The 25,404-nt window shown below is 64.1% G+C and carries 21 protein-coding genes and 1 riboswitch; of the genes, 14 read left to right on the forward strand and 7 right to left on the reverse strand.

The annotated features are described in order from the left end of the window. Nucleotides 1-2 precede the first annotated feature (2 nt). The 3 genes from ACOOE1_RS19230 to ACOOE1_RS19240 are packed head-to-tail and all read right to left on the reverse strand — an operon-like array spanning nucleotide 3 to nucleotide 3,478. Nucleotides 3-875, reverse strand: coding sequence for a DMT family transporter (locus tag ACOOE1_RS19230; protein WP_420403817.1), 873 nt, complete (start codon nucleotides 873-875; stop codon nucleotides 3-5). Then, on the reverse strand, nucleotides 872-2,731 hold the full coding sequence (locus tag ACOOE1_RS19235; protein ID WP_420403818.1) for an ATP-binding cassette domain-containing protein: 1,860 nt from the start codon (nucleotides 2,729-2,731) through the stop codon (nucleotides 872-874). The genes ACOOE1_RS19230 and ACOOE1_RS19235 overlap by 4 nt, the downstream gene beginning before the upstream one ends. Before the next feature lie 3 nt (nucleotides 2,732-2,734). After that, complete coding sequence (locus tag ACOOE1_RS19240; protein ID WP_420403819.1) at nucleotides 2,735-3,478, reverse strand: TerB family tellurite resistance protein; 744 nt, start codon at nucleotides 3,476-3,478, stop codon at nucleotides 2,735-2,737. Between the two features lie 193 nt (nucleotides 3,479-3,671). On the opposite strand from ACOOE1_RS19240, the gene ACOOE1_RS19245 reads away from it, so the two are divergent. Then, the gene (locus ACOOE1_RS19245) at nucleotides 3,672-5,075 is read left to right on the forward strand and encodes an FAD-binding oxidoreductase (protein ID WP_420403820.1); all 1,404 of its coding nucleotides are present in this window, start codon (nucleotides 3,672-3,674) and stop codon (nucleotides 5,073-5,075) included. Between the two features lie 7 nt (nucleotides 5,076-5,082). On the opposite strand, the gene ACOOE1_RS19250 is transcribed toward ACOOE1_RS19245, so the two are convergent. After that, nucleotides 5,083-7,404: an ABC transporter substrate binding protein gene (locus tag ACOOE1_RS19250; protein ID WP_420403821.1), complete on the reverse strand. Its 2,322-nt coding sequence runs from the start codon at nucleotides 7,402-7,404 to the stop codon at nucleotides 5,083-5,085. A gap of 94 nt (nucleotides 7,405-7,498) precedes the next feature. Next, the gene (locus ACOOE1_RS19255; RefSeq protein ID WP_420403822.1) at nucleotides 7,499-8,617 is read right to left on the reverse strand and encodes a serine hydrolase domain-containing protein; all 1,119 of its coding nucleotides are present in this window, start codon (nucleotides 8,615-8,617) and stop codon (nucleotides 7,499-7,501) included. 98 nt (nucleotides 8,618-8,715) lie between these two features. Here ACOOE1_RS19255 and speB point away from each other — a divergent pair, with 98 nt between their 5' ends. The 7 genes from speB to ACOOE1_RS19290 all read left to right on the forward strand — a co-directional run bounded on the left by speB (nucleotide 8,716) and on the right by ACOOE1_RS19290 (nucleotide 15,396). After that, nucleotides 8,716-9,699, forward strand: coding sequence for an agmatinase (gene speB / locus ACOOE1_RS19260; RefSeq protein ID WP_420403823.1), 984 nt, complete (start codon nucleotides 8,716-8,718; stop codon nucleotides 9,697-9,699). 22 nt (nucleotides 9,700-9,721) lie between these two features. Next, entirely contained in the window at nucleotides 9,722-10,546 is an 825-nt protein-coding gene (locus ACOOE1_RS19265; protein WP_420403824.1) for a hypothetical protein, read from the forward strand. A gap of 102 nt (nucleotides 10,547-10,648) precedes the next feature. Next, nucleotides 10,649-12,307 carry a hypothetical protein gene (locus tag ACOOE1_RS19270; RefSeq protein ID WP_420403825.1) on the forward strand — a complete coding sequence of 553 codons (1,659 nt, stop codon included), beginning with the start codon at nucleotides 10,649-10,651 and terminating at the stop codon, nucleotides 12,305-12,307. Beyond that, on the forward strand, nucleotides 12,304-12,843 hold the full coding sequence (locus tag ACOOE1_RS19275; RefSeq protein ID WP_420403826.1) for a hypothetical protein: 540 nt from the start codon (nucleotides 12,304-12,306) through the stop codon (nucleotides 12,841-12,843). The genes ACOOE1_RS19270 and ACOOE1_RS19275 overlap by 4 nt, the downstream gene beginning before the upstream one ends. Before the next feature lie 56 nt (nucleotides 12,844-12,899). Continuing rightward, nucleotides 12,900-13,943 (forward strand): hypothetical protein, encoded by a 1,044-nt coding sequence (locus ACOOE1_RS19280; RefSeq protein ID WP_420403827.1) that lies wholly within the window; start codon nucleotides 12,900-12,902, stop codon nucleotides 13,941-13,943. A 309-nt stretch (nucleotides 13,944-14,252) separates the two neighbouring features. Then, nucleotides 14,253-15,251 (forward strand): DUF1194 domain-containing protein, encoded by a 999-nt coding sequence (locus ACOOE1_RS19285; RefSeq protein ID WP_420403828.1) that lies wholly within the window; start codon nucleotides 14,253-14,255, stop codon nucleotides 15,249-15,251. Next, nucleotides 15,163-15,396, forward strand: a complete 234-nt coding sequence (locus tag ACOOE1_RS19290; protein WP_420403829.1) for a sulfurtransferase TusA family protein — start codon at nucleotides 15,163-15,165, stop codon at nucleotides 15,394-15,396. The genes ACOOE1_RS19285 and ACOOE1_RS19290 overlap by 89 nt, the downstream gene beginning before the upstream one ends. Nucleotides 15,397-15,404: 8 nt before the next feature. On the opposite strand, the gene ACOOE1_RS19295 is transcribed toward ACOOE1_RS19290, so the two are convergent. Both ACOOE1_RS19295 and ACOOE1_RS19300 read right to left on the reverse strand, forming a co-directional pair. After that, on the reverse strand, nucleotides 15,405-16,358 hold the full coding sequence (locus ACOOE1_RS19295) for a threonine ammonia-lyase (protein WP_420403830.1): 954 nt from the start codon (nucleotides 16,356-16,358) through the stop codon (nucleotides 15,405-15,407). Then, nucleotides 16,358-17,098, reverse strand: coding sequence for an SDR family oxidoreductase (locus ACOOE1_RS19300; protein ID WP_420403831.1), 741 nt, complete (start codon nucleotides 17,096-17,098; stop codon nucleotides 16,358-16,360). The genes ACOOE1_RS19295 and ACOOE1_RS19300 overlap by 1 nt, the downstream gene beginning before the upstream one ends. A gap of 125 nt (nucleotides 17,099-17,223) precedes the next feature. On the opposite strand from ACOOE1_RS19300, the gene ACOOE1_RS19305 reads away from it, so the two are divergent. From ACOOE1_RS19305 to ACOOE1_RS19330, 6 genes are all read left to right on the forward strand, one after another. Continuing rightward, nucleotides 17,224-18,771 (forward strand): UxaA family hydrolase, encoded by a 1,548-nt coding sequence (locus tag ACOOE1_RS19305; protein WP_420403832.1) that lies wholly within the window; start codon nucleotides 17,224-17,226, stop codon nucleotides 18,769-18,771. Nucleotides 18,772-18,790: 19 nt separating this feature from the next. Further along, on the forward strand, nucleotides 18,791-19,279 hold the full coding sequence (locus ACOOE1_RS19310; protein WP_420403833.1) for an NUDIX domain-containing protein: 489 nt from the start codon (nucleotides 18,791-18,793) through the stop codon (nucleotides 19,277-19,279). A gap of 9 nt (nucleotides 19,280-19,288) precedes the next feature. Beyond that, nucleotides 19,289-20,224, forward strand: a complete 936-nt coding sequence (locus tag ACOOE1_RS19315) for an amidohydrolase family protein (protein ID WP_420403834.1) — start codon at nucleotides 19,289-19,291, stop codon at nucleotides 20,222-20,224. A 39-nt stretch (nucleotides 20,225-20,263) separates the two neighbouring features. Beyond that, nucleotides 20,264-20,385, forward strand: a riboswitch (TPP riboswitch). Nucleotides 20,386-20,501: 116 nt separating this feature from the next. Next, nucleotides 20,502-22,298, forward strand: coding sequence for a phosphomethylpyrimidine synthase ThiC (thiC, locus tag ACOOE1_RS19320; RefSeq protein WP_420403835.1), 1,797 nt, complete (start codon nucleotides 20,502-20,504; stop codon nucleotides 22,296-22,298). A 108-nt stretch (nucleotides 22,299-22,406) separates the two neighbouring features. Beyond that, complete coding sequence (locus ACOOE1_RS19325) at nucleotides 22,407-24,116, forward strand: methyl-accepting chemotaxis protein (RefSeq protein WP_420403836.1); 1,710 nt, start codon at nucleotides 22,407-22,409, stop codon at nucleotides 24,114-24,116. 225 nt (nucleotides 24,117-24,341) lie between these two features. Next, entirely contained in the window at nucleotides 24,342-25,355 is a 1,014-nt protein-coding gene (locus tag ACOOE1_RS19330) for a methyltransferase (protein ID WP_420403837.1), read from the forward strand. The last annotated feature ends 49 nt before the right edge of the window (nucleotides 25,356-25,404 follow it).

A 25,404-nucleotide genomic window follows, 5' to 3' on the forward strand; every position in this document is an offset into this window, starting at 1 on the left:
TCCTAGGTCTCGGCTTCGACTTTGGCCTTCGTCTTGCCGCCCGTGGTGACGGCGCCGACCCCGATGATTGTAAGCGCCGCGCCGGTCAGCTGGAAGGCATCCATTTTCTCGCCGAGAAAGAGGATTCCCGAGGCTGCGCCGACGAGCGGCGCCAGAATGGTCAGCGGCATGGTCTGCGAGACGTCGTATTTCTGCAGGATCCGGTACCAGAGGCCATAGCCGAAGACAGTCACGCCGATGGCCATGTAGACGACCCCGCCCCAGCCGGCGAGACCGGCATTCTGCAGCGCGTCCCAGTGTCCGTCCTCGATCGTGAGCGAGGCGGAGAGGATCATCGGTGCGGCCAGCACGGCCATCCAGGCGTTCAGCACGAAGGGGTTCACCGCGCCCATCCATTTCACCTGAATGTGGGCGAGGCCCCAGAGCAGGGCGGCGACGATGACGAGGCCGAGATGGAACAGGCTGCTGGAGGTCTTTGGTGCGCCGGCGAGCATGGCGACCCCGGCAAAGGCAATGGCAATGCCGAGAATCTGCCGTCTGCTCGGTCGTTCGCGGAAGAAGACCACGGCGAGGATCACGGCGAAGGGCACCTGGATTTGCGCCGCAATGGCGGCGAGCGAGGCGTCCGTTCCCTTGAGCCCGGTGAACATGAAGGCGAAGTGGAGAACCCCGAGGGTCATCGAGAGCGCGAAGATATGAGCGAACTTCATGCCTTGCGGCTTCAGGAACGGGATCAGCAGGACCGCCGTCAGCAGATAGCGCAATCCGATCAGCATCATCGGCGGGAACTCGGCCATGGCCAGTTTGCCGATGGCGAAGTTCATTCCCCAGACGATCATGACGATGACGCCGATCAGGATATCGAGTGGCCTCATGAAGCGCGTGCTTTCTCCAGGCCCTCGCGCATTTCCTCCAACTCGAGCCATTTTGTTTCGGCATCGTCGAGTTCGGCCTGGGCCGCCGCGAGCCGTTCACTGGTCTTCTGGAAAGTGACTGGATCCTTGGTGAAAAGGTCCGGGTCGGCGAGTCTTGCCTCGAGTGCGGCGATCTCCTCGCCCAGCTTCTCGATTGAGCCGGGCAGTATTTCCAGCGCGCGCTGATCCTTGTAGCTTAGTTTCGTCTTCGCCGGCGCCGGTTTGCGGTCCTCGGCGGCGGGTTTGCTGTCTTTCTTCTTCGGCGCGGACGGCGCCTCGGGCTCCTCCCGCCTGCGCAGCGCCGCGTAGTCGCTGAAGCCACCGACGAATTCCTCGATCCGGCCGTCACCCTCGACGGCAATGATCGAGGTTACCACCCGGTCGAGAAAATCGCGGTCGTGGCTGACCAGAATGATGGTGCCGTCATAATCCGCCAGTACTTCCTGCAGCAGGTCGAGGGTCTCGATATCGAGGTCGTTGGTCGGTTCGTCGAGCACCAGCAGGTTGTGTGGCGCGGCGAACAGCTTCGCCAACAGCAGCCGGTTGCGTTCACCGCCGGAGAGATTCTTTACCTGAGCCCGCGCCTGGCGCTCCTCGAACAGGAAGTCGCGCAGATATGAAACCACATGCTTCGGTTTGCCGTGGACGAAGATGGTGTCGCCGCCGCCGGGACAGAGGGTCGACCAGAGCGTCGCCTCGCCGTCGAGCTTTTCCCGGTACTGGTCGAAATAGACCGTCTCGACGCCGAAGCCGACTCGGACCCGCCCCTTGTCCGGCTTCTCCTCGCCGATCATCATCTTCAGCAGCGTGGTCTTGCCGGCACCGTTGGCGCCGACAAGGCCAATGCGGTCGCCGCGCCGGACGATGGTGGAGAAATCGGTGGCGATCTTCTTCTCGCCGCCACCTGGCAGCGGAAAGGATTTGGAGATGTGGTTGGCCTCGATCACGAGCTGGCCGCCGCCCTCGGCGTCGCCGACACTCAAGTTCACAAGGCCTTGGCGCTTGATCCGTTCCGCCCGTTCCCGACGCATGCCGAGCAGGGATCGTACCCGTCCCATATTGCGTTTCCGCCGGGCGGTCAGGCCCTCGCGGAGCCAGCGGGTCTCCTCGGCGATCTGCTTATTGAGCCGGCGCTGCGTTGCCTCCTCGTCGGCCAGAACCTTGTCCGCCCAGTCGGGGAAGGCCCCGAATCCTTCCGAATTCCGGCGCACTTCGCCGCGGTCGATCCAGTAGGTCCGGTTCGAGAGCTTGCTGAGGAAGGTCCGGTCGTGGCTGATGAGCAGGATGCCGCCCTTGAAATCCGACAGTTCCTCTTCCAGCCATTCGATCGTCGGCAGGTCGAGATGGTTGGTCGGCTCGTCGAGCAGCAGGACGTCCGGCTCGGAGACGAGCGCGCGCGCGAGGGCGACCCGGCGCGACTCGCCGCCAGAGAGACCGTCGGTTGTCCTGTCCCCTTCGATCCCGAGATGGGCCATGACGGCGTCGACCAGATATTCGGCCGGATGTTCGCCGGGCGCTGTCGCGAGCCCACCGGCGACATGATCGCGGACCGGAACGCCTTTCGGCAACGGCGGGTCCTGCGGCAGGTAGGAGATCTTGGCGCCGGGTTGGACGAATCGTTCGCCCTGGTCGAGATCGACCTGGCCGGCGAGGCATTTCAGCAGCGTCGACTTGCCGGAACCGTTGCGGCCGACGAGGCAGATGCGCTCGCCCTTGGCCACGGTCACGTCGGCATTATCGAACAGGGTACGCTCGCCCAGGGTCAGGCGTGCGCCCCGGAGCGCCACGATGGGCGGGGCGGAAGAAGCTCGAGCCATGGTCTAGTTCATGCCGCGTTGTTTTGCGATGCGGTCATAGGCGGCGTTGATCGCGGCCATTTTTTCCGTCGCCGCGTCAACGAATTCCTCGGGCAGACCCTCGGCGATGAGACGGTCAGGATGGTGCTCCCGGATCAGGGTGCGGTAGACTCGCTTGACTTCGGCATCGTCCACATCGTGCGCAATGCCGAGCACGCCATAGGGGTCTTCCGCATCGGTGTCGCCGGCGACTGCGCGGATGCGCTGGAAAGCGATTTCGTCGAAACCGAAGATGGCCGCGACCCGCTCCAGGTAGGCGAGTTCGTTCTGATGGACCACGCCGTCCGCCTTGGCGATGTGGAACAGGCTGAGCAGCAATTCCTCGAGTACGGGCGATCCGGGGTTGAAGAGCTTGGCGATCTGCTGCGCATAGATCTCGAATCCCTCGACGTCCCGGCGCGCCATGTCCCAAACCCGTCCGACATTGCGGATCTCGTCGGGAGGGATATGAAAGACCTCGCGGAAGGCGGCGATTTCGTCGCGGGTGACCACGCCGTCCGCCTTGGCCATTTTCGCACTGAGCACGACCACGCCGATGGTGAAAGCGATTTTCCGGGTTGCCGCCTGCTCGTCCTTTTCGTCCTTCGGCGCGTCATTGCTGGCGAAGCGGTCGACGGCATGACCCGCGACCGCGCCCAGCAGCGCGCCGATCGGACCTCCGAGCGCGAGACCGGCCGTCCCCCCGATGATTTTTCCCCAGATACTCACGATCGACGCCCGGCTGACTGGAACTGTCCGACTTTGGAACACAGGTGGAACATGTCGGCTGCGGGGGTATCCGTCAACAGGCTGTCATGGCAGGGCCGACATGCCGAGGCGGCGGCCCCTTGCTGGCGTCCGGGAAGCGGGGGTAGTTTGCTGCGACCAACCGGATTTCCAACCGAGAGCGGAGACCGCCAGGATGAACGTGGACGCGAATCCCGTGGATGAAAAGACCCGAGGAGCGGCCCTCGACGCGCTGAAGCAGATCTTCGGAGATCGTTTCACCACCGCCGAGGCGGTCCGTCATCAGCATGGCAAGGACGAGAGCTACCACACGCCGATGGCGCCCGATGCCGTGGTCTTCGCCGAGACGGAGGAGGAGATCGTCCAGGCCGTCACGGTCTGCAACCGGCTCGGCTTTCCGGTGATTCCGTTCGGCACCGGTACATCCCTGGAGGGACATGTCGCGGCGATGCGGGGCGGGGTGACGGTCGATACCTCACTCATGAACCGGATCCTCGCCGTCAATGCCGAGGACCTCGACGTCGTTGTGCAGCCCGGCGTCACCCGCAAGCAGCTGAACGAGCATCTGCGCGACACCGGCCTCTTCTTCCCGATCGATCCGGGCGCCGATGCCTCGATCGGCGGCATGACCGCGACCCGGGCCTCCGGCACCAATGCGGTCCGCTACGGCACGATGCGGGAAAACGTGATCTCGCTCCGGGTCGTCACGCCGAGCGGTGAGGTGATCCGGACGTCCCGGCGCGCCCGCAAGAGTTCGGCGGGTTACGATCTCACGCGCCTCTTTGTGGGTTCGGAAGGGACGCTCGGCGTCATTACCGAGATCACGCTCAAGGTCTACGGCATACCGGAAGCGATCTCCTCTGCTGTCTGTCAGTTCGACAGCATGGAGGGGGCCGTCGACTCGGTCATCACCACGATTCATGCCGGCGTGCCCGTCGCACGGATGGAACTGCTCGACGAAGTCCAGATGGGGGCCTGCATCGATTATTCGAAGCTTGAAGGGTATCAACCCAAGCCGACCATCTTCTTCGAGTTCCACGGCAGCGAGGCCGGGGTGAAGGAGCAGGCGGAAATGGTCGAGGGAATAACCTCCGAGTTCGGCGGTTCCTCGTTCCAGTGGGCGACGCGCACCGAGGACCGCAACATGCTATGGCAGGCGCGGCACGATGCCTATTACGCGGCCCTTGCCCAGCGTCCGGGCGCGCAGGGCTGGCCGACGGATGTCTGCGTGCCGGTCTCGCGTCTTGCCGAATGTATCCGCGAGACGAAAGCCGACCTCGAGGAGACCGGTCTCTACGCTCCGCTGGTCGGTCATGTCGGCGACGGCAACTTCCATCTCGTCTATATCATCGACCCGGAAAATTCCGACGAGATGGGCCGGGCGAAGGCGCACAGCGAACGTATGGTTCGCCGTGCCCTCGCGATGGACGGGACCTGCACCGGAGAGCATGGCGTCGGCTACGGGAAGATGCCGTATCTGGAGGAAGAGCACGGAGCGGCGCTCGACCTGATGCGCTCGCTGAAACAGGCGATAGACCCGAATAACGTCATGAACCCGGGCAAGATCGTCCGGGTCTGACGCCGGCCTAGGCTGTCGCCGCCGCGCTGCCGGAGTCCTGCGGATCCGCTGCCGGATAGACCCGGACACGGTCGGCCGGCAGGTGGATGCGGATCAGGGTCCAGGATCCCTGCTCGCTTTCGAGCGTGATGGTCCCGCCATGCAGCTCCGTCAGGTTGCGGGCAAGCGAGAGCCCGAGGCCGACGCCACCGTAGCGTCGCGAAAGGGCCTGTTCGGCCTGCTGGAACGGCTCCATCACGCGTTCCAGATCGTCGGGTGAGATGCCGACGCCGGTATCCTCGACCTCGATATTGATCCCGCCGTCATCCGCCTTGAGGGCCCGCATGCTGATCGACCCGCCGCGGGGTGTGAATTTCACCGAGTTGATCAGCAGGTTGATCAGTACCTGTCGCAGCCTGGTCTCGTCTCCATAGAGCGCGGGCAGTTCGCTCGGGATGTCCAGTTTCAGATCCAGTGCGGCCTCGGTGACCCGGTCGCCCAGCATGCGGGCGCAGGATTTCAGCATCTGGCGGATGTCGATCACACCTTCGTCCAGCTTTACGAAGCCGGCTTCGATCCGCGATATGTCGAGCAGATCGTTGAGAACCGTCAGCAGATGCTTGCCGGTTTCGTTGATGTCGTTCGCATAGTCGAGATAACGATCGTTTTCCATCTTGCCGAAAAGCTGACCGGTCAGGATTTCGGAGAAGCCGATGATCGCATTCAGTGGGGTGCGCAGCTCGTGGCTCATATTCGCCAGGAAGGCACTCTTCGTCTTGTTGGCGAGATCGGCTTCGGTGATCGCGTCGAGCAGCTGGTTCCGGCGCTCGAGTTCACCGGTAATGTCCGTCCCGGTACCGCGGTAACCCGTCAGAACGTCGTTCTCGAAAACCGGGGTGCCGCTGATCCGCTCGTAACGGCGTTCGCCATCGGGGCCGACACGGGCATATTCGAAGTTCCGGAAGGGAGCATGGGCCTCGATCTGGGCGCGATGGTTCTCCCAGTCGGCCTCTCTTCCGGCATTCCACTCGAGCTGCTCGTACTGGAAATGCGATGTGCCGAGGCGCGAGGCGGGAGACTCGCCGGTAACCGCCTCGAAGCGGTCCGAGAGTTCGGTCAGCCGCAGACCCGGATCCGACTCCCAGAACCAGTCCGACGAAATCGCGGCGATGTCCCGGAACCGGCGCTCGCTGTTCTTCAAGGCGATCCGCGCGCGCCGTCGATACAGAAGATTGACCGCCAGCATCGCAATCAAGGCGCTTTGAAACAGAATGAAGAGCGCACCGACCCAGATGACTCGGATATCCAGGCCGGCGATTTTCGTATCTTTGTTGAAGCGGATCGCCTCTTCGGGGACGTTGTCGGCATCGAGCCCGAAGCGTGACACGGCCTCCATGTCGACCATGTAGCGGTTCGGGCTATCCAAGGTGACAGGGATGTCTTTGACGGGCGTTCCGCTGAGAATCCGGCCCGCCATCAGCGCCGCTGCCTTGCCCTGCTCGAAATGGCTGACGACATAGCCGCCGACCGGACCTTCGCCGGGCTGGAAGGGTATGGGGTGGAAATACGGCGCCTTCAGATGGACCGCGAGCATGTCGAGGATTTGCGAGCGGGATCGCGAGCGTCCGGTGTAGTCGCGATAGCCGGACACCAGAAGAACCGGTTCGCTCGGTTCGAGACTGGCCAGCGACAGTGCCAGATCCTCGTGGGTCATCGTTTCGAGGGACAATGGGACGATCTCGAAGGGCATGTGTTCCGGCGCGATCGAGTTGAGCTGGCTCATATTCACCCGCCCGCTCGGGGTCGCGTCGCCTATGACAAAAAGCCTGGTGGAAGCGGGGAGCAGCCTCTTTATCAGATCTATCGTATTGACCAGGGAAAGCTCTTCGACCACGCCCGTGAACTGGGGGTCGTCGTTGAGAGACCTGGCTTTTTCGATATCGTTGACGCTGTGGAACACGATCGGGAGGCCCTTGAGCAGGCCGTCCCGTTCTCCAAGGGCAAAATCCAGGGCGTTGTCGTCGCCGACGATCACAAGATCATACGGTTCGACAGAGGCAAGCTTTGCCAAGAGACTTTCCCGGAACACACGGCCGTATACGGCGGAACCGAGCCGCTTCGTATCCATGAACTCGACATCGATGAGCGGCTGGGTGCCGCCTTTCAGGAAGGTGTCGAAACCTGCGCGTATCCCCTCTATCTGCTTGGGAACACTGTGAAACCCCAGATGATAGGAGCTGATGAAGAGAATGCGTTTGTCGTGCAGGGTGGACGCGTGCGCAGTCCCGGCCGCGACCGCGACGGTCAATACCAGTGCCAACAGTGCGAACCCTAGAATCCGTTCGCGCATTCGAAGACCTTTTCCAGCGGACCGGTGCTGTCATGGCGCACCACTCGATCTTAAACTCGGGGCCAATAGTCCGCTGGTATGATTAATAAAGTGCTTACGGCCGGTGCATGGCCTCCATCACTTTTCCGCAGAAGCCGTCAAAGGCGTCCCGCTCGATCCATCGCACAACCGCGACCAGGTCAAGCTCCGGATCTATCCAGATCACGTTGGAGCCCTTGCCCTTGGCGAAGTAACTGGAGCGCGGGGCCGAGGGGGCGCTGCCGCCGGCGCCGTTCAGCCACCAGAGAAAGCCGTAGTCGCTGTTGATCGGACAAGCCGTCGTCGCGGCGTCGATATAATCCCCGGATATCAGCTTGTTGCCGTTCCAGTTCCCGCCGCGCGCCATCAAGAGCCCGGTCAGCGCCTGGTCACGCGAACTGATGAACATGCCGCCACCCCAGTGCGAACCGCCGGAGACCGACTGAATCCGCCTGCCATCGACCTCGACCCAGGAATTCTCGTAACCGTGCCACTCCCAGTCGGTAGAAGCGCCGATGGGATCCATGACCCGTTCCTTGAGAACCTCCGGCAGCGGCCGTTTCCAGACCCGGAGCAGAGCGAGCGCCAGGCGGTTCACGCGCACGTCGTTGTATTCCCAGAAGGTTCCGGGTGCCTGCATCTCGCGCGCCTTGCCCTTCATCGTGCCTTCGCCGGCGGAGGCGTCGAGATCGCGGTTGTGGTCGACCCAGTCCGGCTTGCTCCACAGCGTGCCTTCCCACTCGCTGGTCTGCTGCAGGAGCTGCGCCCAGGTAATGTCCCGGTTCTGTGCGGACTCGAAGCCGCCGTCATCGACCAGCTCGGCCACCGGACGATCGAAACTCGGGATCAGCCCGTCGTCGAGTGCGAGTCCCGCGCAGATCGAGAGGTAACTCTTCGCGATGCTGAAGGTGATGTCCGGGCGCCGTGTATCGCCCCATTCATGCACGATCCTTCCGCCGCGAATGATTAGCCCGTGCGGATCCTCGCGCGGCCGGGTGACGCCGATCACGTCCCGCAGGCCCTCCGGCTCGCCGAACAGGTCGTTGTCGAGAGCTTTTCTGACATCCCGGTCCATGACGGATTCATTGGAAATCGCGAAATCGCTCGCGGCTTTGAGTCCGTCGGCGTCGAAGCCGGCGTCGCGCGGGTCGATACGGTCCCAGGATTCGCTGGATGCGGGAAAATACGTGGTCATTTCGATCTCTCGGTCTCAAGGCGGGAGCCGGGACAGTAGCGCCGGCCGTAAGTAGCGGTCCAGACTTGCATTCCGATCAGGCGCAATCGCAGACTGGAATGAAAGCAACCGAAGGAGCGGTCTTCATGGGCATGTCGGAAAAGGAACTCGAGACGATGCGAGGACCGCGTTATACCGGTCTTCCGACTTTCATGCGGACGCCCTACCGGGAGAGCGCCGAGGGGCTTGATATCGCCCTGGTCGGCGTGCCCTACGACGGCGGGGTGACCAACCGTCCGGGCGCACGCCATGGCCCGCGCGAGATCCGCAATCAAAGCAGCATGATGCGTACGATCAATCAGGCGACGGGAACCTGCCCCTACGAACTCTGCTCGATTGCCGATGTGGGGGACGCGGTGGTCGAACGGCCGTTCCAGCTCGAACAGGCGCATGAACAGATCCAGACCTGGTACGAAAAACTGGCGGCGACCGGTGCTGTACCGCTGAGTGCGGGCGGGGACCACTCGATCACACTGCCGATCCTGCGGGTGCTCGGACGAAATGAGCCTGTCGGGTTGATCCAGATCGACGCCCATTGCGATACCGGCGACGACTATCTCGGCTCCCGGTTCCATCATGGCTCACCGTTTTCGCGGGCGGTGGAGGAGGGCGTGCTCGATCCGAAACGCTGCGTTCAGATCGGCATTCGTGGCGGGATCAATGCGCGCGATCAATGGGCATTCAGTTACGAGCATGGGATGCGCGTGATCCAGATGCACGAGGCACACGCGATGGGGCTCGACGCTGTAATTGCGGAGGCCCGGCGGGTGGTCGGGAACGGGCCGACCTACTTCACGTTCGATATCGACGGGATGGACCCTGCCTATGCGCCGGGCACCGGAACGCCTGAAATCGGTGGCTTCACGGCGCTTGAAGCACAGCTTCTGGTTCGCGGTATGAGCGGTGTGAATCTGGTCGGTGCCGACGTGGTCGAGGTTGCGCCGCCATTCGATCCGAGCGGCATTACCGCACTGACAGGTGCGACGATCATGTTCGAGCTTCTCTGTATCCTGGCCGAGGCGGTCGCGGCGCGCCGGACCTGAGGCGGCAGGGATGCGCGGCTTCGTGTCGGTCGTTCTTATCGCGGCGTTGGCGTGGGCCCATCCTGCCCGCTCCGGGGATGCCGGGCCGTCGGTATTCCTCGCCGATACGGAACTCGCGACGGGCGCGCTGCCAGAGCTGCGTTTTGCACGCTGGCCCGTCGATCGCTGGGCAGCAGTTTATGTGCGCCTGGCCGACGCGTCGGTTGTGAGGCTGTCCGCAAGGCAGAGGGGGAGCGGGGATGATGCGGAGCCGGTGCAGCTCGCGCACGGAGCGGAGCGGCGCATCTGGCTCGGCGGGAGGTCCGGATATTTCGTCGCGCCGCGTACCGGGGTTGCGTCGGATCGCGAGGCCTTGATCGTACTGCTTGCGGCGGGCCGCGCGCCTGACTTTACCGGACTTGCGCCCATGGTCGGAGCCGTGGCTCCGGACAGCGCGCCTTCCGCCGAAAATTTCTTTCGCCGTCTTGCAGGTGCGCAGTGGGTCGGCGAAGTCGAGATCCATATCGTTCCCTACCGGATCAGGGCCAGAGTCGGCGAGACGGCAGTTCATGCCGGTCGATCGGACAAGCAGATCCGGCTCGTTTTTTCGGGCCTGCCGTTCGACAGCGTGCTGATCATCGCGGATATCCTCGCCGCCGAGACAGCCGATCCCCCGCGGCCCCTGCATATCGGGCGTCCGGACGGGGATGGTCGTGTCGCTTTCGGCTACCGTACGGCGCTCGATATGGAGGTCTTCGCTGCAAGGCTTGCAAGGATCATCGAAGATTTGGGGTTGAAGGCAACCGTTGCCGCTGATGGTTCCACGCGTCGGCTGGACGTGTCCGCATCCCGGCCCGAAAGGAACTGATTGCATACGGCTGTGTTGCGATCGGTTTCGAATTCACCCAAGATAAGCACGCATAAGACGAAAAAATAAAAAACTATTCTCGAACTGTGAGGGGCCGCATGCGTGTTTGAGCATCGTGGCGGAGCAGCCGGCCTGAGAACAGAGATCAGTGGCGAGCTTGCCTCGGCACTTGCCGCCGTCCTGGAGGCGTCCGGTGACGCGGGACAGCGCTACGATGCGAGAGTGCGCCGCTCGCTGGTCCAGACGGTCGCCGCCAGGGCTTACGGTCGTCCATTTCTCGAACTCGCTTTCCTGATCGGCGCGGCGGACCGGCTCGCGGGGCGCGGCGGCTATATCGGATTTCTCTGGGGGGTGCGGACGGCGAGCGCGTCGGCCTACAAAGCAGCGGCGCTCGCGTCCGCGCGGATCGACCGGAACGGATCGGCGGTCTCTGCTGGGGCGACCGAGCTTGTCGTCCGCACGACCGCACCGGAATACCGCATCAGTTATGGTCGGATCCCGTTTCTCGCGGCGTTGCTCGACTTCTGTGTAACGGCGCTGGGTTTCGACGCGGTGGATACCGAAATCTCGGCGTTTCTTGCCGGGCCGAGAGGACGCAACGAGGCACAGACCCTTGCCAATGCCCTTTCCAGGCGGCTCTACGAGTTCCTGAAACAGCATCTCCCGTCACAACAGTATGAGCGCAAGTTCGGCGTCATATGTGGTTTTCTCGCCGAGCGGACCGGTCGCAAACCTCTTGCCGAATCCGTGGATGACCGTACGGTTCTGGCCTTTTGGGAGCAACGTTGCGCGCAGCATTCCGATGTCGGGGATTTCAGGGGATTTCGCACTGTTGCCCTGGACTGCTTCCGGTTGCGCGCGGCCCTGAAGGCGGCGGCGGTCCGGCGCGCGGTCGAAAGCGCCGCGCCGATCGGCCCGTCGCGCGAGCATGGAGAGGTCGATCCGGAACAGGTGCTTCAGGCGCTGGAAGTCATCGGCAATAGTCGGGCGATCCTGAGCGAGCTCGCGTCGCCTCCGGCGAACCGGCTCAAATCGGTGAACAAGCGGGAAGCGGCGCGGCTCGATCTCGTCCTCGAGGCGGGAGAGGCCGCGGGCGTTCTGCCGTTGACCATCCTGCGCGCGGAGGTGTTCGGTGCACATCAGGCGCGGATCATCCAGGCACTGCGCCGGCGGAGCGGAGACGATTCCTGGGACGTGGTGGACGATCTGATCGGCAGCGCGCCGGAAGAAACCTACCCGGCCGCCGTGACGAGCTACCGCGGGATTGCAGAGCACCTTATCAGGGCCCGCAAGGCCCTGATGTACATTCTGTTCCGGAATCGCAGACCGGAAGCGCTGACGATCGCAATATCGCTCTATCCGGATATGGCTCCGGCGCTGAGATCCAGTATTCCGGATGCCAAAGAAGCTGTCGGAAACGTCATTCCGCTGCGCCCGGAGCAGGCCATCGGGCGGCTCGTCGAGAGGGCGCTCTCGGGCGATCCCGAGACGGTAGCGGAAGCCGGCCTGTTCCGAACCGCCCGGGTCGCCTTCGCGAGGCTCAACCGGCGGGGGTTCGAGGAATGCCGGGTGCTGGAGCGCGAGATCCTCGAAGCGGCTGAAGTCAGCGAGCCGCTGGTCCGGGAATGCGGATCCGGTCTGCAGGACCTGCTGAAGGCGCTCGGCCGGCATTTCGACCTGATTTCCCCCGATCAGGTCTTTGAAGAGGACTGCCGCCGTTTCGGCGTCGCGCTGGCGGCGCTCTACCGGGAGCCCGCATGACCGGCCAGGATGAAAAGCGGGGGGATCCGTTTGCCCAGGCGCTGTTTGTCGCATCTTCGCTGGCTCGGGATTTGCGCGACGCGTCGGGTGCCGCCTCCCGGCCGTTCTGTTTCTCCGAGCTGGTCGGTTCTCTGCTGCGACCGGAGGACGCCGGCGCGGACGCGGTTCTGCGCCATGCTTTCGACGATCCGGAATTGGCCGCTCCGGCGGAGGCATTGCTTCGCCGGATTGCGATCGCCGAGTTTCCGGCTGCCGCGGCGGCGAGTGGCGGCGGGCTCGAGAGTCGGGAACAGGCCGGCTTCCGCTTGCGGTTGGCGCCGTCGCTCGCTGCGGACGGCCCGACTTATTTGCTGATCGAGCGCTTGCGGCCGGAGGCGGAGCTGCCGCATCTGCTTGTCGCCGTTCCTCCTGGCGCGCGCCCGGAATATGCGGTCTTGCCGCGGTCTGAAACATTGCCTCTTCAGCTGGTGTTCGACTCAGGCGCCCCGTTCTTGCGGGCCTTCCGCGATCCGGACAGCCGGCTCTATCTGACGTGACGGCAGCAGCCAAACGGATAAGGGTCTTCGTCGCAACAACTCGCGGGGCGGTTCGCGTGGCGCGGATCTCGCCGGAGAACCCGACAGTCCGGTCCGTGGCCTGCCTTGCCGGCTCCCTTGCGGCGCTCCCCTTCAGCGCGGAGTACGACGCTTTCGTGCGCGAGCCGACAGGCGTGATCGAACGGCAGACCGGGCACCCGGTCTACCGGACGGATGTTTCTGCGCCGATCGACGGGGGAGATAGCTGGCAACTCGGGCTGTTCCTCGCCCACATGCTCAAGCGGGACGGTCTTCTGGCGGAAGGGGACGAGCCGGCGGATCTGGATCTGCTGGTTACGGGACGGCTCGACAGGGACCTCAATGTCGGAGCCGTCGATCACATCGAGGAGAAGCTGACGCGGGCCGGTGCCGCCGGCGCGGCGCGAGGCCTCTTCGTGCTCCCGGAGACCGGCGTTGTCCCGGAACCCTCCGGAGGGTGGAGCATTCTTCCGGTCAAACATCCGGAACAGGCTCTGGCTGCCTGCCTCGGGTCGGAGACGACGGAAAGACTTTACGGGTCTCTGCGGCAAGCGCACCTCGGGCGGCGGCGACCGGCATGGACGCCGATACGCGTTGCCGTCGTGGCCGGGATCTCGGCGGCGATGCTGCTGGTCATGTCTCTCTATTTTTCGGTCGTCCGGCTCCCGGAAACGATCCGGCAACCGGATGACGACGACGCGGGTTCGATGATGAAAGTCGAGATTGTGCCGCGGGAGAAGCGTGGATGCGGCGTTCCGGTAACTGTTCCGCCGCATGTTCAGGTTTTTGCTGGCGCCGCCTGTGCGGCTATCGTGACGGTCCATCGGAACGGGGAGTTTCGGATCAGCGCTTCGCTCTCCGGCGGATTTCTATCCTACGTGGATGCTGCCCGGTATCGCAGGGAACTGCACCGCGTTGCCGCCGGCGGCGACCGCCTGGAGCTCAGGATCGATTTCCCCTATTGGGTGCGCCGACCGGTGCACCTCAATGTTGATGTCAGACAGTTGGCGATGGACGGTCGGCCGGTGCAATCGGCCGGCCGGAATATCGAACTGCGGCCCGGCACCTCTCTCGACCCTTAATTCGTTTGAAATTGAATGGATTTTATTTGCAAATGCCGACAACGAAGATCAATGTCGGCGCCGCAATACAGGCAGGAATTGCCGTCTCTTTCAGATTGTCCCTAATTCAATTATAACTTTCCGGTTCTTCATAAGCCTTTACTGTTGATCGAGGTGGTCGAAATCTCGAATTCATTTGATCCGATTTGACGGTTCAGAGGCGCCGGGATCACCAAGGCTGTGCATGGCTTGTGAATAATATAGTTCTTTTGCTTTTTAAATCAGAATGGCGAAATACTTTACGAATGCAATGTTCCGGGGCGGGTAGACATGGGGCGAAGTGGATCTCTTGCATTTGAAGCTTCTCGTTGTTCCGCACCGCGAAAAAAGTTATCCACAGGTAAAATCCGTTTCGTTTCAATTATGTTAAGGCCTCCGCATAGCGTGCGGTCCGGCATCTTCGCCGTGCTGTTCGCAGTTGCTATATTAGCCGCCTGGGCGTTTCCCGGCCGTGCTGAGACGGTCGATCTCGAGCTCGTCTTCGCGGCCGACGGATCAGGTTCGATCGACGACGAGGAACTGCGGCTGCAGCGTCGGGGATATGCCGATGCACTCGCCGACCAAAGGGTCCTCGACGCCATTTTCTCGGGTCGCCGGGGTAAAATTGTGGTTACCTACATCGAATGGGGAGACGCGTCCTCTCAGCATACCATCGTCGACTGGACCGAAATCGCCGGCCCCGAAGATGCTCGCGCATTCGGCGAGGCGTTGATGGCGGCCCCGCGCGCGGCGTGGGGATATAATTCGATCAGCGAGGCGATCGCGTTCTCCACCGACAAGATACTTGGCAATGCCTACGAGGGAACGCGTCTGGTGATCGACGTCTCGGGAGACGGGCCCCAGATCGGCGGCCGCCCGATCGACTGGGCGCGGGAGCGGGCGGTCGATGCAGGAATCACCGTGAACGCGCTCGCGGTGAAAAGCCGGGGAGGCAATCGCCCGGGGCCCGGCGGCATTCCGCTCGAGATGCATTACCGTCTCGATATCATTGGCGGAGTCGGTGCCTTCGTTATGGTGGCGGACGAGGAAACCCGCTTCGCCGACGTTCTGCTGGCCAAGATCATCCGCGAAATCGCCGATGCGCGGCCGACCGGGCACGGCCGGCGGCAGGCGGGGATTGGCAAGCACACTCTTCCGCCCCAATATTCAGCGGACGAGTCCATCTGCGAGGCGAACATCAATGAGCGAACCGGCGCTGACACTGGATGCGAGCGGATTGAAATGTCCGCTGCCGGTCCTGAAAACCCGAAAGGCGATCAAAAGCCTTGAACCGGGCCAGGTGATCTCCGTGCAATCGACGGATCCGGCTTCGCCACTCGATTTCAAGCATTTCTGCAACAGTGGCGGCCATGAACTGATAAGCGAGGGCGAGGCCGACGGAACCTTTACCTTTGTGATCCGCAAAGGCGCCTGACCGGGGTCTTATCCGATTCCGTCGGTTCCGGCGCCGCACACGATCACACCGACACAGCTGCCGGCCTCCACCGCAGCGCCGCCGCTCCGAATCGCGGCGAGGGCCGCGGCACCGCTCAGTTCCGCCGCGACGCCGGCTTCGGTCCAGAGCCATTCGGCGGCCGTTTTCATTTCGGGGTCGCTGACCAACACCAGTTCGTCGACATGCGCCGAGATGAGTCCGAAATTGAGCTCGGCCGAGGTGCGCGGGGCAAGCGTGCCGGCGGCGGTCTCGATTTTCTCCAGCGTTACCAAATGGCCGGCGGCACGTGCCGCGTGATGGGTCGGTGCACCGATCGGCTCGACGCCGATGATGCGGATGTCCGGGTTCCGCAGCTTGGCCGCGGTCGCGACCCCAGCGATCAGTCCGCCGCCGCCGATCGCCACCACCAGGGTATCGATCTCCGGATTGTCTTCCAGCATCTCAAGCGCGATCGTGCCCTGGCCGGCGACGACCCGGGGATCGGCAAACGGATGGATGTAGGTCAGGCCTTCGGCCTCCGCCCGGGCCAGTGCCGCCTCGTTGGCGTCGTCCCATACCGCGCCATGCACGATCACCTCGGCACCCCATTCCTGCAGCTTGGCCGCCTTGGAGGACGGTGTGCTTTCGGGCAGGTAGATCACAGCCGGGCAGCCGCTCATGCTGGCACCGAAGGCGACGCCGAGGCCGTGATTGCCGCCGGAGGCGGTGATCAGCCCGCGAGCCTTTTCTTCGTCCGAGAGCGACATCACCGTGTTCGTGGCACCGCGCACCTTGAAAGAACCGGTCGGCTGCAGATTCTCCAGCTTCAGCAGCAGGCGTGCGCCCGGCGCCGGATCGCTCTTGCAGGCCACGGCCTCCAGGGTCGGGGTGCGGCGAACCTTGCCGCTGATCCGTGTGGCGGCGGCGTCGAAATCGACGCGGGTGAGTGGGAGAGACGACATCAGTTCAGAATGCCTCCGTCGACGACAAAGAATTGGCCGGTGGTGTACGCGCTTTCGTCCGAGGCGAGATAGAGCACCATGGCGGCGATTTCCTCGGCGGTGCCGAGCCGGCCGAGCGGCTGGCGGGCGATGAACTCCTTGCGCGCCTGGACCGGATCGTCGAATGCGTTGATCCGGCCGTCGAGCGAGGGAGACTGAACGGTGCCGGGACAGACCGCGTTGCAGCGGATGCCCTGCTTCAAAAAGTCTGCCGAGATCGACTTGGTGAGTCCGAGCACGGCCGCCTTGCTGGCGCCGTAGACGCAGCGCGTCGGGATGCCCTTAAGGCTGGAACTGACCGAGGACATGTTGATGATCGATCCGCCGCCACGCTCCAGCATCGCCGGCAGAAAGGCGCGGCACATCCGGAACATCGCCTTGACGTTGAGATTGAAGGAGAAGTCCCAGTCTTCGTCGGAGGTGTCGAGGATCGTGCCGTGATGTACGAAGCCGGCGCAGTTGAAGAGCACGTCGAGAGCGCCGATCTCTTTGGCGGCCGACGTCACCGCGACGTCGTCCAGCACGTCGAGCTTGCGCAGGGTGACTCCCGGCAGGTCCTTCAGGGCGCCGAGTGCGTCCATGTTTATGTCGGTCGCGATGACCTCCGCACCCTCGCGACTGAAGGCCTCGACCGTGGCCTTTCCGATGCCCTGCGCCGAGGCCGTCACCAGCGCTTTTTTGCCGTTCAGGCGTCCTGCCATGATTTCCCCCCGATTTGATCCGATTATCGCCCATCAGTAAGCATCGGATTTCCACGCGGCAAGCTTTTGCGTAGCACCGGTGCTGAGCTATCATCGCAGCAATCATATTGAGGGAGATGCAAGTGATGGCCGAAGCAGATGCAGGCCGCGGCGGCGAGAAACTGACGGTCCGGCTCAACCCGGCCGACAACGTAGTCACCTCGCGCACCGAAATCGGTGCGAACGTGAAGATCGCAGAGGAAATGGTGGCGACCCTGGCGCCGATACCGCGCGGCCACAAGATCGCGACCCGACGTATCGGCACTGGCGAACCGGTCAAGAAGTACAACCAGGTGATCGGCTTCGCGACCGCCGACATCCGCCCCGGGGAGCATGTCCATACGCACAACGTCGCGATGAAGGATTTCGAGCGCGACTACGCCTTCTGCATGGACCGGCGGGACACCGACTACGTGCCGGAAAAAGAGCGCGCGACCTTCGAGGGCTTTCGCCGCAAGAACGGCAAGGTCGGCACCAGGAACTATATCGGCATCCTGACCAGCGTGAACTGCTCCGCCTCGGCGGCGAAGTATATTGCCGACGCGGTTACGCCGGAACTGCTGGTCAAATATCCGAATGTCGACGGGGTGGTGGCGCTCAGCCATGCGACCGGCTGCGGCATGGCCGATACCGGCGAGGGTTATGCCAACCTGCAGCGTGTGCTCTGGGGCTTTGCCGGCCATCCGAACTTCGCGGGCATCATCATGGTGGGCCTCGGCTGCGAGGTGAACCAGATCGACTTCCTGCTCGAGGCGAATCAGCTCGAACGTGGTCCGCGCCTGCGTACCATGACGCTGCAGGAGACCGGCGGGACGCGGAAGACCATCGAGAAGGGCTTGGCGCTGATCGAGGAAATGCTGCCGCTCGCCAACCAGAGCCGGCGCGAGACCTGCCCGGCCTCGGAATTGACGCTCGCCCTGCAATGCGGCGGTTCGGACGCCTATTCCGGCATGACCGCGAACCCGGCGCTCGGCTATGCGGCCGATCTCCTGGTCCGCCACGGCGGCACCGCGGTGCTGGCGGAGACGCCGGAGATCTACGGTGCCGAACACCTGCTGACCCGCCGCGCGGTCAGCAAGGACGTCGGCGAGAAGCTGGTCGAGCGCATCCAGTGGTGGGAAGACTATTGCCGGCGCAACGGCGGCGAGATGAACAACAACCCGTCGCCGGGCAACAAGGCCGGCGGACTGACCACCATCCTCGAAAAATCCCTCGGTGCCACGGCCAAGGGCGGGACCACAAATCTGACCGGGGTCTACAAGTACGGCGAGCGGATCGACACCAAAGGCTTCGTCTTCATGGACAGCCCCGGCTATGACCCGGCCTCGATCACCGGTCAGGTGGCGAGCGGCAGCAATATCGTCGCCTTCACCACCGGGCGCGGCTCCTGCTATGGCTGCAAGCCGGCGCCCTCGATGAAGCTGGCGACCAACTCCGCCATGTACGAGCGCATGTCCGAGGATATGGACATCAATTGCGGCCCGGTGATGGACAAGGGGATCTCGATCGAGGAGATGGGGACCGAGATTTTCGAGCATGTCCTCCGGGTCGCCTCGGGGGAGAAGACCAAGAGCGAGCGGCTCGGTATCGGCGATCACGAGTTCATCCCTTGGCAGATCGGCGCGGTGATGTGAGCGGCGCGGACAGCCGCCCGTGAGCGATTTCGAGCAGAGTTACCTCGGTCGGCTGCGCAAGCTGATTGGCAACAGGTTGGTGTTGATGCCGGGAGCGCGTTGCGTGATCGAGCGTGACGACGGCCGTGTCTTGCTTCAATTGCGCGGCGACATGAAAGTCTGGGGCCTGCCTGCCGGCTTTTGCGAGGCTGACGAAAGCGTTCTGACGACGCTGATTCGCGAGGTCGCCGAGGAGACCGGCCTGACCATACTCGACCCGATACCCTGGGGGCATGCATCGGATCCGGCAACGAACACGCTGACCTACCCGAACGGTGACCGAATCCAGGGATTCGGGCTTGAGTTCGTCGCCCGGAGATGGGACGGCGCGCTGACTGCCGACGGCGAGGAGACGCTGGAACTCGATTGGTTTGCGCTGGACGATCTGCCCGAAATGCTCCCGGCCCATCGGGTGACGCTCGAGTATTTCGAGCGCTACCGGGAGACCGGGCAGTTTCAGCTTTTCTGAGGCGGTTCGATGTCCTTCGAGAATTTTCTGGGTGAACTGCATGTCGATGCCGATGCGCGGGCGAAGGTCGCGCCGCCGCCGGGCGCCGTCGATTGCGCGGTGACGCTTACCAGCCTCGACGGCGAGCAGGCGACGGACGGTCTGCCGGAACATCCGCCGCATGCCTATCGCGAGCTGCAGGAAGACCTCGGCCTCGCCCGCGCGGTGCTGGTCCAGCAGGATGCGCCGGGAGCGGATGTGGAGTTCCTGCTCCGGGCGAAGGCCGCGCTTGCGGCGTCGCCCGACGGTCTCTTGGAAGATTGTGCCCGCGCCTTCGCGACGCTCGGGCCCGGCGAGGATCCGAAACGTCTTGCCGAACTGGCCGAAGCAGGAATCGACGGGCTTCGCCTCGACATGCTGCGCGGGCGCCTGACCTGCCCATGGGAGGAACTTGACCGCCATGTCCGGCGCATCTACGACGTGGTCGGCTGGAGCCGCGAGATCGCGCTCGACGGCTCCGATCTGCACGAGTTGGAGCAGAAGATGCGTGACTGGCCCGGCCAGACCATCCTCGCCGATTGCGGCGGCTTCCGCTTCTCCCGCTGCCTGACCCAGCCCGGCTTTCGGGCGTTGCGCCGGCTGATCGACCGCGGCCGCTTCTGGGTCAAGCTTTCGCGCCCCTACGCGATTTCGAAGACCGGCGACCCGGAGGACGCCGAGGTCTGCGCGCTCGCGCGGGCGCTTGCCGACTGGGCGCCGGAACGGATGCTCTGGGGCAGCGGCTGGCCGCATCTTGAGCGGCCGGGCGAGACCCGCGTCGGGGAAGAGCAGGACCCTGCCGACCGGGCGCTGCTCGAGCTGCTCGCCGAGTGGGCGCCCTCCAGAGAGGTGCGGACCCGCATTCTCCTGCGCAATCCGGAAGAGCTCTACGGTTTCGCGCTCTGGCCCGTGGCGCCGGACGACTAGCGCCGCATTGACAAGCCGCCCTGCCGGCTCCCATCATCGCCGCATCACCCGGGGGGTCCCGACAAGGGGCTGAGAGTCTGCTGGCTTCCTCGAAGCAGCGCAGTGACCCGACGAACCTGATCCAGTTCATACTGGCGTAGGGACGGTGCGCGCTTCAGGAGCACTCTCGCATGAGTGCGGCGGACAAGGTCAGACCCGTCTTCCTCCCGATGCCATAGCCCCTCACTCCGCGAACTGGGTCTCCAACGCCCAAGCGAGCTGAGGAGGCTCCGAGCCGATGAATGCCATCCATCCGAAAGTGACCACCGGCGCTTTGCCCGCGTCGCGCAAGATCCACGCTTCTGGTGTCCTGCATCCCGACATACGCGTGCCGATGCGCGAGATCGCCCTGCATCCGAGCGCCGGCGAGCCGCCGGTGATCGTCTACGACTCTTCCGGTCCCTACAGCGACCCCGCGGCGGAGATCGAGATCGACAAGGGGCTGCCCCGGCTCCGTGCCGACTGGATCGCGGCCCGCGGCGATACCGAGCTCTACCAGGGGCGCCACGTGCAGCCGGCCGATAACGGCTTCGCCGAGGGCGCACGGCTGACGCCGGAATTCCCGGTTCGACAGCAGCCGCGCCGGGCCGCCGGAGGCAGGGCGGTGACCCAGCTCGCCTATGCGCGGGCGGGGATCGTCACGCCTGAGATGGAATTCGTCGCCATCCGCGAGAATCTCGGCCGCGCCGCCGCGAAACAGGCACTGGAGCGCGACGGCGAGAGTTTTGGTGCGGTGATCCCGGATGTCGTGACGCCCGAGTTCGTGCGCGACGAGGTGGCGCGCGGGCGGGCGATCATTCCCGCCAACATCAACCATCCGGAAAGCGAGCCGATGGCGATCGGCCGGAATTTCCTGGTGAAGATCAACGCCAATATCGGCAACTCGGCCGTCACCTCCTCGATGGAGGAGGAGGTCGAGAAAATGGTCTGGGCGACGCGCTGGGGGGCCGACACGGTGATGGATCTCTCGACCGGGCGGAACATCCACAATATCCGCGACTGGATCATCCGGAACTCCGCCGTTCCCATTGGCACGGTGCCGCTCTACCAGGCGCTGGAGAAAGTCGGCGGCATTGCCGAGGACCTGACCTGGGAGATCTACCGCGACACCTTGGTCGAACAGGCGGAGCAGGGCGTGGATTATTTCACCATCCATGCCGGGCTGCGCCTGCATCACGTGCCGCTCACCGTCGACCGCGTCACCGGGATCGTCAGCCGGGGCGGTTCGATCATGGCGAAATGGTGTCTGCACCATCACCGCGAGAGTTTCCTCTACGAGCATTTCGAGGAGATCTGTGACATCGCCCGCGCCTATGACGTTTCCTTCTCGCTCGGCGACGGGTTGCGTCCCGGCTCGATCGCGGATGCCAACGATGCGGCCCAGTTCGCCGAACTGGAAACCCTCGGCGAGCTGACCCGGATCGCCTGGGCGAAGGATTGCCAGGTGATGGTCGAGGGGCCGGGCCATGTCCCGATGCACAAGATCCGCGAGAACATGGAGAAGCAGCTCGAGGTCTGCGGCGAGGCACCGTTCTATACGCTCGGGCCGCTCACGACGGACATTGCTCCCGGCTACGATCACATCACGTCGGGCATCGGCGCGGCGATGATCGGCTGGTTCGGCACCGCGATGCTCTGCTACGTCACCCCGAAGGAACATCTCGGACTGCCCGACCGGGACGACGTGAAGACCGGCGTCATCACCTACAAGATCGCCGCCCATGCGGCCGATCTCGCCAAAGGGCATCCCGCGGCCAGTAGGCGGGACGACGCCCTCAGCCGGGCCCGTTTCGAGTTCCGTTGGGAGGACCAGTTCAATCTCTCGCTCGACCCGGAGACGGCGCGCGGATTCCATGACCAGACCCTGCCCAAGGAGGCGCACAAGCTGGCGCATTTCTGCTCCATGTGCGGGCCGAAATTCTGCTCCATGCGCATTTCCCACGAGATCCGGGGCGAGGCGCAGAAGGAAGGCATGGCGGCGATGGCGGAGAAATACCGCGCCGGCGGCGACCTCTACATGCGCCTGGAGGAATAGACCGTCCGAGGTCCCGTCGCGCGGTAAGATTAAATTTACTTTAAAGCGTGTATTGTGTGGGCAACTTCCGCGCGACGGGAGACGAATTTCCGGTGAGAAGGGGATGAAATGCTGTCCGGTATGAGTGTGCGCAACAAGGTGGCCTCGGTCGCCGTGCTTCTGGTCGTCTTTTCCATGCTGGCGACGATCCTGTCCTCGGTCTATCTGATCAAATCCTATGTCGAGAAACAGGCGGACCGGGCCCAGGTCCAGAACCTCGGCACCGCCGCGCTGCTGCTTGAGAAGACCTATGACGCGCTGAACGTCGCCGAGAACCGGGACGGCCTCGTGCTGACCTGGGAGGGCGACATTCCCGCCTTCGACGACCACGAGCCGATCGACGGTGTCGGGCAGGCCACCGGCGAGACCGCGACGATCTTCGCCTGGGACGAGGAAAGCGCGGATTTCTGGCGCCGCACCACCAACATCAAGAAGGGCGACGGCAGCCGCGCGATCGGCACGCCGCTCGGCAAGACCGGCCGCGTCTACCCGATCGTCACCAAGGGCGAGACCTATCGCGGTGTCGCGACCATCCTCGGCAAGGACTATTTCACGCTTTATCAGCCGATCTTCTCGTCGGCCGACGACTCCAGGGTGGTCGGCATTCTCTATGTCGGCGTTGGCAAGGACGAGATCGAGGCGATCGAGCAGGAAATGGTGTTCAGCCTCGTGGCGGTCATGGTGGTGGTCTCGCTGGTCGCCGCCGCGCTCGCCTTCCTCGTTACCGGCGCCGTGATGAAACCCTTCACCGTTCTGCGGGACATCATCCAGCGCTTTTCGGCCAACGAGATGGACCGCGACGTGCCCTATCTCGACCGCACCGACGATGTCGGGGACCTCGCCCGCGCCGTGGAGACCTTCAAGACCGCGACCCTCGAGCGCCGTCGCCTGGCGCAGGAGAATGCCGACGCGCTGACGCAGGCGAGCGAGGAGCGCAAGGAGATGCGCATCCGGACAGCCGACGAGTTCGAGAACACAGTCGCCCGCACGGTGGATCAGGTCGCCGACGCGTTGCGCGGCTTCAGCGGCTCTGCGAACGGGATGTCGGCGGCGGCGGAGGACGCCAGGGCCAAATCCTCCGTGGTCGTCACGGAATCGGACAATGCCGCCAGCAACATCCAGACCGTCGCCGCGGCGACCGAGGAACTGACTTCCTCGATCAGCGAGATCGGCCGTCAGGTGGCGGAGGCCTCCAATGTCGCTTCCGGCGCGGTGACGCAGGCCGCCGATACCAACAGCAAGGTGCAGGGCCTCGCCGAGGCGGCGCAGAAGATCGGTGAGGTGGTCGGCCTGATCACCGAGATCGCCGAGCAGACCAACCTGCTGGCGCTCAACGCCACGATCGAGGCGGCCCGGGCCGGCGAGGCGGGCAAGGGTTTCGCCGTCGTCGCTTCCGAGGTGAAGAACCTCGCCAGCCAGACCGCCAAGGCGACCGAGGAGATCTCGGCGCAGATCCAGGGCATCCAGTCCTCGACCAGCGAATCCGCCGAGGCCATCGCCGCGATCACCGGGACCATCGAGCAGGTCGACCAGATCGCCTCCGCCATCGCCGCCGCGGTGGAGCAGCAGAGCGCCGCGACCCAGGAGATCGCCCGCAATGTGGAAGAGGCCTCGGCCGGCACGGCGCGGGTCTCCTCGAACATCGCCGACGTCTCGGAATCGATCCGCCAGACCGGCGACGCCGCCGCCGAGATCCGCGACGAGACCGCGCGTCTCACCGGCGATGCCGACCGGCTGAAGGAGGAAATCCAGCAGTTCCTGGCGAGCATCCGCTCCTAGGACCTGGCGGCCGCAGCAGACAGAAGAGGGCCGGCCCCGTGCGGGGGCGGCCCTTTTTCGCGCGCCTCTCGCGGTCTTCGTCCATGTTGCTGCCCTGCCCTGAATTTGTGGCAGCGCAATATCCGCGAATCCCAGTCCTGCCGCGCGAAGGCCGGTGCTTTTGCCTCTTCTGTCGTTATCGGATAAGTTATGTCGGAAGAACGATAATCAGGAGAGGTAAAAACCATGTCGTTGCTGACGAAAGCCGAAGAAATTTCCGACATTGCCTTCGGTTTCATGGGGTCAAAGGCGCTTTTCGCTGCGCTGCATCATGGTGTTTTTACCGCTCTCAAGGACGGCCCGCTGGGCGTCGAGGAACTCGGTGAGGCGACCGGCCTGCATCCCGACCGGGTCCAGACCCTGCTGACCGCGCTCGCCGCGCTCGGCGTGGTGACCAGCGAGGACGGCCGTTTCGCCAACTCGCCGGCGGCCGAGGCCTTTCTGGTGAAGGGGGCGAAGTATGACTTCGGCGATTATCTCCGCCTCCAGGTCGACCGGCAGATGTACGGGCTGCTCGACCAGATCGAGGACGCGATCGCCAACAACCTGCCGGACGACGCGACCAGCTCCTATGCCCAGTGGTTTTCCGATCCCGAGCAGGCGAAACTCTATTCGCGCAGCCAGCATGCCGGCTCGCTCGGGCCGGCGCGCGGGCTGGCCAAGCAGGTCGATCTCTCGGGCGGGAAGAAGCTGCTCGATGTCGGCGGCGGCACCGGCGCCTTCGCCATCACGCTCTGCAAGGCCTATCCGGATCTCACCGCAACCATCGTCGATTTTCCGAACGTCGCCGATCTCGGCGAGAAATATATCGAGAAGGCGGAGCTCACCGACCGTATCAGATACATCCGCGGCAACGCGCTCCGCACGGACTGGCCGGAGGGGCAGGACGCGATCCTGATGTCCTATCTCTTCTCCGGCGTTCCCGGCGACGAGCACGAGAACCTGCTGAAAGGCGCCTGGGAGAAGCTGGTGCCGGGCGGCCGCCTGCTGATCCACGACTTCATCGTCACCGCCGACCGCACCGGCCCCAAGCTCGCCGCGCTCTGGCAGCTCCAGCACACCGCCTTTACCCCGGAGGCGCGCTCGCTCGACGATGCGTGGCTGCAGCAGGAGCTGGAGGCGACGGGCTTCGTCGACGTGACGGTCGCGCCGATGATCCCGGGCATGACCATGCTCGCGGAGGCGGTGAAGCCGGGCTGAGGGGCCGCGCGGCGCCTGTCCTATCCCTCCCTCCCCTAGCCGTCGTCGT

The sequence above is a fragment of the Nisaea sp. genome (assembly GCF_965216895.1).
Classification (GTDB): Bacteria; Pseudomonadota; Alphaproteobacteria; order Thalassobaculales; family Thalassobaculaceae; genus Nisaea.